This is a genomic window from Streptomyces sp. NRRL S-37 (assembly GCF_000721605.1).
Taxonomy (GTDB): domain Bacteria; phylum Actinomycetota; class Actinomycetes; order Streptomycetales; family Streptomycetaceae; genus Streptomyces.
The window spans coordinates 1-215 of record NZ_JOIZ01000169.1; the positions used below are offsets into that span (position 1 = coordinate 1).

Below are 215 nucleotides of genomic sequence, written 5' to 3' on the forward strand. Positions count from 1 at the left end.
CTGCCGGGACGTGCGGGCGGTGGTGCCGCAGGGCCGGCAGGTGCTGGTGCTGGATGATCCGGCGACAGCGCGCGAACTGGCGGGCGTCGATTCGTCGCGACTGTCGGCCGTGGAGCGTGGCGGTGCGCTGCTGGTGGGGCATCCGGCGTGGGTGATCTACACCTCGGGGTCGACGGGTCGGCCCAAGGGTGTGGTCGTCTCGCACACGGGTGTGG

At 72.6% G+C, this 215-nt stretch carries 1 protein-coding gene; it reads left to right on the forward strand.

The window, feature by feature from the left end:
• Positions 1–215 (forward strand): AMP-binding protein (locus IH50_RS38575; RefSeq protein WP_037873797.1); only part of this gene is annotated, 215 nt, incomplete at both ends.